This window comes from Bartonella sp. AA23NXGY, from assembly GCF_042197165.1.
Classification (GTDB): Bacteria; Pseudomonadota; Alphaproteobacteria; order Rhizobiales; family Rhizobiaceae; genus Bartonella.
The window spans coordinates 1-8,245 of record NZ_JBHIRO010000029.1 but is presented as its reverse complement, the minus strand read 5'-3'; the positions used below and the strand labels follow the sequence as shown (position 1 = coordinate 8,245).

Here is an 8,245-nt window from a genome sequence, read left to right as displayed (position 1 = left end):
TTGGTTATGCAGGGCGCTATATCGGAAAAGATACATTCGTACGGTGGGCAATTGGTGTCGTTATCGCTGGTTCAGCAACTGAACTTGCCGGTTTATTATTTAAAACTGCATAAATTTTCATGAAAGAAAATTTAGATTTCAGTATTTTCATTGTATTCAATAAAAATACATATTGAAGAAAAGAGATTACTCATACCAATGTGATATAAATTGAGATAAAAATATGAAACAATCAAATATCCTTCAAAGAATAATTCATAATAAAAATATTAAAAACTTTGCAGTTTCAGCTGTATTTTTTATCGCTAATCCTGTGTTAGCCCAAGCAGTAGTTTTAGAGCCTGCAAACAAAGCTTTAACTGCACTCCAAACAGACTTAAAAACGATTATCCCCATTGCTGCTGCCGTGATACTTTTGTGCTTAGCAATTGGTTATGCAGGGCGCTACATCGGAAAAGATACATTCGTACGGTGGGCAATTGGTGTCGTTATCGCTGGTTCAGCAGCTGAACTTGCAAATATGTTATTCAAAAGCGCGTAATAAAAAAGTCATGCTGTATAAAATATCTTTTTATCCTAAAGCGAAATCTAAATTGAGATAAACAATATGAAAAAATCAAAAGTTCTTCAAACAATAATTCGGAATAAAGCTACTAAAACCTCTGCAGCTTTAACTGTATTTTTTATGTCCAATCCTGTGTATGCTCAACAATTAACAACTGCAAAAGGTGCTTTAGAAAAACTCCGTGATGACTTAAAGTTGCTTATCCCTCTCGCTGCTGCTGTTATACTATTATGCTTAGCAATTGGTTATGCAGGACGCTACATCGGAAAAGACACATTCGTACGGTGGGCAATTGGTGTCGTTATCGCGGGTTCAGCAGCTGAACTTGCCGGTTTATTATTTAAACCTAACTGATAAATCTTTTGGAATAAGAAATATTTTTTGTAAAAGAAACTTTGGATTTCAATGCTTTCATTATACATCAATGAAATTGTTTCTTATTTCGTAGAAAAAATATTTATGATAAATCAATGAAGCTAAATATGAGAAAATTAACTAATTTCCAGAAAAATAATAATGAAATTATAACAATTTCTGCTGCTTTAACTGTACTTTTTATTAGCAATCCTGCATATGCAGTGCAATTAAAAAATGCAAAAAAAGCTCTAGACACTTTGCAAGATGATCTTGTTAAAAATATTATTCCTATTGCTGCTGCTGTTATACTTTTATGCCTAGCCATTCTCTATGCAGGGCGTTACATCGAAAAGGATACATTTATACGATGGGCAATCGGCGTTGTCATCGCTGGCTCAGCAACCCAGCTTGCTCAACTGTTATTCAAAGGTGCAGTTAGTTAAAATTAAAGATGACAACTATAATACAAAATGTTATTTAAAGTCTTAATGAGAGAAATATGCGAAAATTAATTAACCTCCAGCCAAAAAGTAACAACAAAGTTGCAGCAATTTCTGCTGCTGTAACTATATTTTTTATGAGAAATCCTGCATGTGCAGCAATAGAACCTGCAAACAAAGCTTTAACAGCTCTACAAACAGATCTTACTACTAATATTATTCCTGTTGCTGCTGCTGTTATACTTTTATGCCTAGCCATTCTCTATGCAGGGCGTTACATCGAAAAGGATACATTTATACGATGGGCAATCGGCGTTGTTATCGCTGGCTCAGCAACCCAACTTGCGAACTTGTTATTTAAAGGTGCAGTTAATTAAAGTTTAAAGATGAAAACTATAATACAAAATGTTGTCTATAATCTTAGTGAGAGAAATATGCAGAAATTAATTAGTTTCCAATCAAAGAACAATAAAAAAATCATCACACTTTCTGCGGCTATAACTGTATTTTTTATAACACATCCCGTATGGGCCCAAGCAAAAGGTTTAGCTCCTGCAAAAACAGCTTTAGAAGAACTCCAAAAAGATCTTAATACTAATATTATTCCTGTCGCTGCTGCTGTTATACTTTTATGCTTAGCAATTGGTTATGCGGGACGCTACATCGGAAAAGATACATTTGTACGGTGGGCGATCGGCGTTGTCATCGCTGGCTCAGCAACCCAGCTTGCTCAGCTATTATTCAAAGGTGCAGTTAGTTAAAATTAAAGATGACAACTATAATACAAAATGTTATTTAAAGTCTTAATGAGAGAAATATGCGAAAATTAATTAGTTTCCAATCAAAGAACAATAACAAAATTATTACACTTTCTACGGCTATAACTGTATTTTTTATAACACATCCCGTATGGGCCCAAGTACAAGGTTTAGCTCCTGCAAAAACAGCTTTAGAAGAACTCCAAAAAGATCTTAATGCTAATATTATTCCTGTCGCTGCTGCTGTTATACTTTTATGCTTAGCAATTGGTTACGCAGGCCGCTACATAGAAAAGGATACATTTGTACGCTGGGCGATTGGCGTTGTCATCGCTGGCTCAGCAACCCAACTTGCGAGCCTGTTATTCAAGGGGCAAGCGTAAGTCTATATAACGCATAATATTTTTATCATAAGGTTTTATATCTAATTATTATACACATATGAGAATCTCATATATTTTATAATAATAAATACAAAGTATTAATAAGAGCATTAATTAAGAGTAAAATATGAAAAAATTAATTGATTTCCGATTAAAAAATAACAACAGAATCACAGCAATTTCTTTGGCTATAAGTGTATTTTTTATAGTACATCCTGCGTATGCAAAACTAAAAGCTGAAGATGCTTTAAAAACTCTGCAAACAGATCTTACTACTAATATTATTCCTGTTGCTGCTGCCGTTATTCTTTTATGCTTAGCAATTGGTTATGCTGGACGTTACATCGGAAAAGATACATTTGTACGGTGGGCAATCGGTGTGATCGTCGCTGGCTCAGCAACCCAACTTGCGAGCCTGTTATTCAAGGGGCAAGTGTGAGTCTTTATAATACATAATGTTTCTAATGTGAGAGTTTATGTTTGATAAATTTAAACATATTATGTGATATTTCGTTTATATTAAGAATATACAAAGTATTGATAAGAGTAAAATATGAAAAAATTAATTAATCTCAAATTAAAAAATAATAACAAAATTATCGTAATTTCTGCAGCTCTAAGTGCCTTTTTTATAACGAATCCCGTATATGCAAATGTAAAATTAGATCCTGCAAAAAAGGCGTTAGATGCACTCCAAAATGACTTAAAAACGATTATCCCTCTCGCCGCTGCTGTTATACTTTTGTGTTTAGCAATTGCCTATGCAGGGCGCTACATTGGAAAAGATACGTTTGTACGGTGGGCGATCGGCGTTGTCATTGCTGGCTCAGCAACACAACTTTCTACACTGTTATTTACAGGTAACTAATGAACTGATATAATACATAATGTTTTTAAATTAAGAGTTTATATTTTCTAATTGTAACATATAAAGATAGTAATTTGTTTATGTTAAAAAATATAAAATATTCATGAAAATTTAATGAAAGTAAAATATGCGAAAATTAATTAATGTCCAAACACAAAATAACAACAGAATCATAGTAATTTCTACAGCTATAATTGCATTTTTTATAACACAGTCTGCATATGCAAGTGCAAAATTAGCTCATGCTGAAAAAGCTCTAGATGCTCTAAAAAAAGATCTTATTGATCACATTATTCCTGTTGCTGCTGCCGTGATACTTTTGTGCTTAGCAATTGGTTACGCAGGCCGCTATATAGGAAAAGATACGTTTGTACGGTGGGCAATCGGCGTTGTCATTGCTGGCTCGGCAACCCAACTTGCTAAACTGCTATTTACAGGTCAAGCATAAATTAGTATAATACGTAATGTTTTTAATGTTCGTTGATTATAGATTTGTACCAGTAATAATATCGCTCATACTACGAAAAAAGGAATATTATTTATAGCAACTTTAATTAAAAGGGGATAAAGGATATGAAACAATTAAATACGCTTCAATCAAAAATATGTAAGATTAGTGCTATTTTTATAACTTTTATTATGTTATTAATAACTAAATCTGCATATGCTCAGACGGAAACAAAGAGTCTAGATGTTTTCATAGGGATGCAATATGGATTAAGTATAATTATTCCTATCGTTGCTGCTATCGTTCTTTTATTACTTTTGCTTATTTATATATTTCGCATTATCGCAAGAGCTACATTTATGCGATGGGCATTCAGTGTCATTATTGCTGGTGCAGCTTTTTATATTAGCCACATATTATTTCACCTCCAGTGACGAGAACGTTCCATGAAATCGCAAGAAAAAAAAGAATTCCCCCTATTCAAAGGAGCAACACGTGTTCCAACGATATGGGGTGTCCCCATGATGCCATTTATCGTTATGGTTATGGGGGTTGCTGTTATTGCTATGACAGTAAGTATCTTTTTGTGGATTATAGCGCCTCCATTATGGTTTATTATGGTGCAAATTACTAAAAACGATGATAAGGCGTTTCGTATCTGGTGGTTATGGATCGATACTAAATTTCGCAATCGCAACAAAAGTTTTTGGGGCGCATCAAGTTATAGTCCCTCTGATTATAGTAAAAGGAGATAAACATGACAGCTGTTGAAAGCAGCAAACGCCTTGCATCAGAGGCACCTGTAAGCCTGTTTCTGCCTTATTCACATCATATTACAGATACGATTATTTCTACTAAAAATGCGGAATATTTGTCAATTTGGAAAATTGACGGGCGTTCGCATCAAAGCGCTTCAGAAGAAGATATTTTTCAATGGATAAAAGAGCTTAACAATACTCTACGGGGGCTTGCATCGGCCAATTTATCATTTTGGGCACATATTGTGCGCCGCCGTGTTTATGAATATCCTGATTCAACATTTGATCAAATGTTTTGCTATCAGCTTGATGAAAAATATCGACAAAGCTTTACTGGTTATAATTTGATGGTCAATGATTTATATCTGACTGTCATTTTTCAACCGATAGCGGATAAAATTATGTCGTTCTTTTCTAAGCATGAACGTGAAACGCTTGATCAAAAAAAGATGCGACAAGACACATGTATAAAAGAACTCAATGACATCAATCGTACTTTAGGTCAATCTTTAAACCGTTACGGTGCAGAACTTCTTGGTGCTTATGAAAAAAATGGGCATGCTTATTCTTCTGCACTTGAATTCCTTGGAATGCTTGTCAATGGTGAATATCGCCCTATGCCAATTTGCCATGACCGTTTTGCTGACTATATGTCTGTCAATCGACCTTTTTTCTCAAAATGGGGCGCTCTTGGTGAACTGCGAACAACCAGTGGAATGCGTCGATTTGGAATGCTGGAAATTAAAGAATATGATGCAACAACCAAACCAGGACAATTGAATGTTTTGTTGGAAAGTGACTTCGAGTTCGTATTGACGCAGAGCTTTTCAGTTCTCTCCCGACATGCTGCTAAAGATTATTTACAACGGCATCAGCGTAATCTGATTGATGCACGAGATGTGGCAACGAGCCAAATTGAACAAATTGACGAAGCACTAAACCAGCTTATCAGTGGGCATTTTGTCATGGGAGAACATCACTGCACATTGACGATCTATGGTGATACAATTCAACAAGTTCGCGACCATATGGCCAAAGCAAGTGCAGCATTACTAGACGTTGCGGTACTGCCCAAACCTGTAGACTTAGCAATAGAGGCTGGCTATTGGGCACAACTTCCTGGCAATTGGAAATGGAGACCGCGTCCTGCTCCGATTACATCATTGAACTTTTTATCATTTTCATCTTTTCATAATTTTATGTCAGGAAAACCTACTGGTAACCCATGGGGTCCAGCCGTCACAATTCTTAAAACAACCAGTAAAACACCGCTTTATTTCAACTTTCATGCCTCCAAACTTGAAGAGGACTCGACAGATAAACGTTTACTTGGTAATACCGCGCTTATCGGACAATCTGGTTCGGGTAAAACCGTGTTACTCGGCTTTTTGTTAGCACAAGCACAAAAATTTAAGCCGACAACTGTTGTTTTTGATAAAGATCGTGGCATGGAAATTGCCATTCGAGCGATGGGTGGAAAATATTTAACATTCAAGCCAGGCAGAAAAAGTGGTTTCAATCCTTTCCAACTCCCACCCACACAAGAAAATCTTATTTTTCTGAAACAATTTGTTAAAAAATTGGCAGAAGCTGGTGGTGAGGTCACGCATCACGACGAGGAAGAAATTAACAAAGCGGTTATGTCTGTTATGAGCAGTAACATTGACCAATCACTCCGTCGTTTGTCCTTTCTAGTACAATTTTTACCAAATCCACGTTTAAGTGATTATAATGCTCACCCATCTGTTCATGCTCGCTTACTAAAATGGTGTGAAGGTGGTGATTATGGGTGGTTGTTTGATAATCCCCATGATGCTCTTGATCTCTCAACACATCAAATTTACGGCTTTGATATCACGGAGTTCTTAGATAATTTTGAAACTCGCACTCCAGTGATGATGTATTTGCTTTACCGCACAGAAGGCATGATTAGCGGACAGCGATTTATGTATATCTTTGACGAGTTTTGGAAGCCTTTGCAAGATCCGTACTTTGAAGATTTAGCGAAAAATAAACAAAAGACTATCCGTAAACAAAATGGTATTTTTGTTTATGCAACACAAGAGCCTAGCGATGCCTTGGAAAGTAATATTGCCAAAACACTCATTCAACAGTGTGCAACTTACATTTTTCTAGCCAATCCCAAAGCAAATTATGAAGATTATACAAAAGGCTTTAAACTAACAGATGCCGAATTTGAACTCGTTAAAGGACTTGGTGAGTTTAGTCGCCAATTCCTCATTAAGCAAGGTGATCAATCTGCGCTTGCAGAACTGAATCTTGGTAAATTCCACCTGACACGCGATGGAAAAGCCATCGAACACGACTTTAGTGACGAGCTCTTGGTGTTATCAGGTACACCTGATAACGCAGAGTTAGCCGAAAGCATTATCGCAGAAGTTGGTGATGATCCAGCAATATGGTTGCCAATTTTCTTACAGCACGCAAAAAATGACAGGAGGGAAACATGAAAAAAAAGGTCATTTCAATAGTAGTTGTAATAACTTTAGGGATTTCAAACCCAGCGATGGCTTGGGTTTGGGGCGCTGGAGCGGCGGATTTGGGAGCATCAGTCCCAACGACGTGGCCCAATTTTTTTGGGAAATCATCTTCAAATAGATCAAAGTCTAAAAAAACTCCACAGCAAAAGAAAGCGCCATCTGATGCCCAACTTCTCGATATGCTAAAAAAACACCTTGAGGAAGTAAAAAAGATACACGAGTCTATAACGGGAAGCCAAAAATTCAATACTAAAAAACTTAAAAATGTACAAACAGATCACAGTAGCTTTTTTCTCAAAAATCCAGAGAATCTCTACAATAGAAATAAACCTTCTGCTCTATCTAAATCACTTGAAAATATTTTAAAAGAAGAAGAAATTCCTGTCACTATCCATGAATCTAGCAGTTTTATCAACAAGCGCATCCAATATGCAGCCATCACTGATAAAGCCGTAAGTTTAAAAACTTTTCAAGAAGCAAACAATCGTTTTCAGCAAATTGAAGAACTATTAAAAGAAATCACGACAACAAAAGATCTAAAAAGTATTGCCGAGTTACAAGCACATATAATTGGAATGCTTGCTATGCTACAAAATGAAACAGCAAAACTACAAATGGTTACACATTTACGCAATGCTGAACATACACTTATCAAACAACAGAAAGATAAGCATAACATAAAAATTTTGAATAGTAAAAACACGAAAATGCCTACCATAAGATTTATTAGGTAAAGCTTTTATAATAACATTTTGTATATTATTTCCCTGTATGCTCGTAAAAAGAAAACGTTAATGCGTAATACTCAATTCTCTCTCATAGATCGAAAAGGTCTACGAAGTTTCATTTTATCCTTAAAAAGTTCAACGAAAAATGCTTAAAAATCATATAAAAAGTTGAAAATTCGTTAAAGAGGAATTCCATGAACTTTACAGTTTTCACGCAACTTTTCAATAAAATTGATCAGATAACAAAAACATATGTCACGGATGTTTCCTCAAAAGCAATTGTTACAATTACACCCTTCGTTTCAATTGGAATCACTATCGCTTTCATCATCTACGGATGGCTTATCATCCGTGGCGCTATAGATATGCCACTTTCCGGATTCGTAAACCGTTTCCTGCGGATAAGTATTATTACTTCAATAGCTCTTACCACAGGACT

Annotated in this window: 14 protein-coding genes and 1 pseudogene; all 15 read left to right on the top strand. The window is 35.7% G+C overall.

Translation table 11 applies throughout. The features are described 5' to 3' along the window. Positions 1 to 113: pseudogene (locus ACFINY_RS08980) on the top strand (conjugal transfer protein); the annotation flags it as partial. Between the two features lie 110 nt (positions 114 to 223). After that, a complete protein-coding gene (gene trwL / locus ACFINY_RS08975) occupies positions 224 to 541 on the top strand; it encodes a VirB2 family type IV secretion system major pilin TrwL (RefSeq protein ID WP_375612574.1) in 318 nt (105 codons plus the stop codon). A gap of 66 nt (positions 542 to 607) precedes the next feature. Then, a complete protein-coding gene (gene trwL, locus ACFINY_RS08970) occupies positions 608 to 919 on the top strand; it encodes a VirB2 family type IV secretion system major pilin TrwL (protein ID WP_375612573.1) in 312 nt (103 codons plus the stop codon). A gap of 128 nt (positions 920 to 1,047) precedes the next feature. After that, complete coding sequence (gene trwL, locus ACFINY_RS08965; protein ID WP_375612572.1) at positions 1,048 to 1,365, top strand: VirB2 family type IV secretion system major pilin TrwL; 318 nt, start codon at positions 1,048 to 1,050, stop codon at positions 1,363 to 1,365. 56 nt (positions 1,366 to 1,421) lie between these two features. Then, positions 1,422 to 1,739, top strand: coding sequence for a VirB2 family type IV secretion system major pilin TrwL (gene trwL, locus ACFINY_RS08960; RefSeq protein ID WP_375612571.1), 318 nt, complete (start codon positions 1,422 to 1,424; stop codon positions 1,737 to 1,739). 57 nt (positions 1,740 to 1,796) lie between these two features. Then, a complete protein-coding gene (trwL, locus tag ACFINY_RS08955) occupies positions 1,797 to 2,123 on the top strand; it encodes a VirB2 family type IV secretion system major pilin TrwL (RefSeq protein WP_375612570.1) in 327 nt (108 codons plus the stop codon). A gap of 56 nt (positions 2,124 to 2,179) precedes the next feature. Further along, positions 2,180 to 2,503 carry a VirB2 family type IV secretion system major pilin TrwL gene (gene trwL, locus ACFINY_RS08950; RefSeq protein ID WP_375612569.1) on the top strand — a complete coding sequence of 108 codons (324 nt, stop codon included), beginning with the start codon at positions 2,180 to 2,182 and terminating at the stop codon, positions 2,501 to 2,503. A gap of 127 nt (positions 2,504 to 2,630) precedes the next feature. Further along, positions 2,631 to 2,942, top strand: a complete 312-nt coding sequence (trwL, locus tag ACFINY_RS08945; protein ID WP_375612568.1) for a VirB2 family type IV secretion system major pilin TrwL — start codon at positions 2,631 to 2,633, stop codon at positions 2,940 to 2,942. Between the two features lie 114 nt (positions 2,943 to 3,056). Next, positions 3,057 to 3,371, top strand: a complete 315-nt coding sequence (trwL, locus tag ACFINY_RS08940; protein ID WP_375612567.1) for a VirB2 family type IV secretion system major pilin TrwL — start codon at positions 3,057 to 3,059, stop codon at positions 3,369 to 3,371. A gap of 127 nt (positions 3,372 to 3,498) precedes the next feature. Beyond that, positions 3,499 to 3,819, top strand: coding sequence for a VirB2 family type IV secretion system major pilin TrwL (gene trwL / locus ACFINY_RS08935; protein WP_375612566.1), 321 nt, complete (start codon positions 3,499 to 3,501; stop codon positions 3,817 to 3,819). A 125-nt stretch (positions 3,820 to 3,944) separates the two neighbouring features. Next, positions 3,945 to 4,253: a conjugal transfer protein gene (locus ACFINY_RS08930; RefSeq protein WP_375612565.1), complete on the top strand. Its 309-nt coding sequence runs from the start codon at positions 3,945 to 3,947 to the stop codon at positions 4,251 to 4,253. Between the two features lie 12 nt (positions 4,254 to 4,265). Then, on the top strand, positions 4,266 to 4,574 hold the full coding sequence (locus ACFINY_RS08925) for a type IV secretion system protein VirB3 (RefSeq protein ID WP_375612564.1): 309 nt from the start codon (positions 4,266 to 4,268) through the stop codon (positions 4,572 to 4,574). A 2-nt stretch (positions 4,575 to 4,576) separates the two neighbouring features. Continuing rightward, positions 4,577 to 7,048, top strand: coding sequence for a VirB4 family type IV secretion/conjugal transfer ATPase (locus ACFINY_RS08920; protein ID WP_375612563.1), 2,472 nt, complete (start codon positions 4,577 to 4,579; stop codon positions 7,046 to 7,048). Beyond that, positions 7,045 to 7,812: a type IV secretion system protein gene (locus ACFINY_RS08915; protein ID WP_375612562.1), complete on the top strand. Its 768-nt coding sequence runs from the start codon at positions 7,045 to 7,047 to the stop codon at positions 7,810 to 7,812. Before ACFINY_RS08920 ends, ACFINY_RS08915 begins: the two co-directional genes overlap by 4 nt. Before the next feature lie 188 nt (positions 7,813 to 8,000). Continuing rightward, positions 8,001 to 8,245: type IV secretion system protein (locus ACFINY_RS08910; RefSeq protein ID WP_375612561.1), on the top strand; the 245-nt coding region annotated here is incomplete at its 3' end.

What these genes read in the sequence shown, in the direction of transcription:
- trwL (WP_375612570.1), top strand. Translation starts at nt 1,797, where the DNA reads ATGCAGAAATTAATTAGTTTCCAATCAAAGAACAATAAAAAAATCATC.
- ACFINY_RS08925 (WP_375612564.1), top strand. Translation starts at nt 4,266, where the DNA reads ATGAAATCGCAAGAAAAAAAAGAATTCCCCCTATTCAAAGGAGCAACA.
- ACFINY_RS08915 (WP_375612562.1), top strand. Translation starts at nt 7,045, where the DNA reads ATGAAAAAAAAGGTCATTTCAATAGTAGTTGTAATAACTTTAGGGATT.
- ACFINY_RS08920 (WP_375612563.1), top strand. Translation starts at nt 4,577, where the DNA reads ATGACAGCTGTTGAAAGCAGCAAACGCCTTGCATCAGAGGCACCTGTA.
- trwL (WP_375612567.1), top strand. Translation starts at nt 3,057, where the DNA reads ATGAAAAAATTAATTAATCTCAAATTAAAAAATAATAACAAAATTATC.
- trwL (WP_375612566.1), top strand. Translation starts at nt 3,499, where the DNA reads ATGCGAAAATTAATTAATGTCCAAACACAAAATAACAACAGAATCATA.
- trwL (WP_375612569.1), top strand. Translation starts at nt 2,180, where the DNA reads ATGCGAAAATTAATTAGTTTCCAATCAAAGAACAATAACAAAATTATT.
- trwL (WP_375612574.1), top strand. Translation starts at nt 224, where the DNA reads ATGAAACAATCAAATATCCTTCAAAGAATAATTCATAATAAAAATATT.
- trwL (WP_375612571.1), top strand. Translation starts at nt 1,422, where the DNA reads ATGCGAAAATTAATTAACCTCCAGCCAAAAAGTAACAACAAAGTTGCA.
- trwL (WP_375612572.1), top strand. Translation starts at nt 1,048, where the DNA reads ATGAGAAAATTAACTAATTTCCAGAAAAATAATAATGAAATTATAACA.
- trwL (WP_375612568.1), top strand. Translation starts at nt 2,631, where the DNA reads ATGAAAAAATTAATTGATTTCCGATTAAAAAATAACAACAGAATCACA.
- trwL (WP_375612573.1), top strand. Translation starts at nt 608, where the DNA reads ATGAAAAAATCAAAAGTTCTTCAAACAATAATTCGGAATAAAGCTACT.
- ACFINY_RS08930 (WP_375612565.1), top strand. Translation starts at nt 3,945, where the DNA reads ATGAAACAATTAAATACGCTTCAATCAAAAATATGTAAGATTAGTGCT.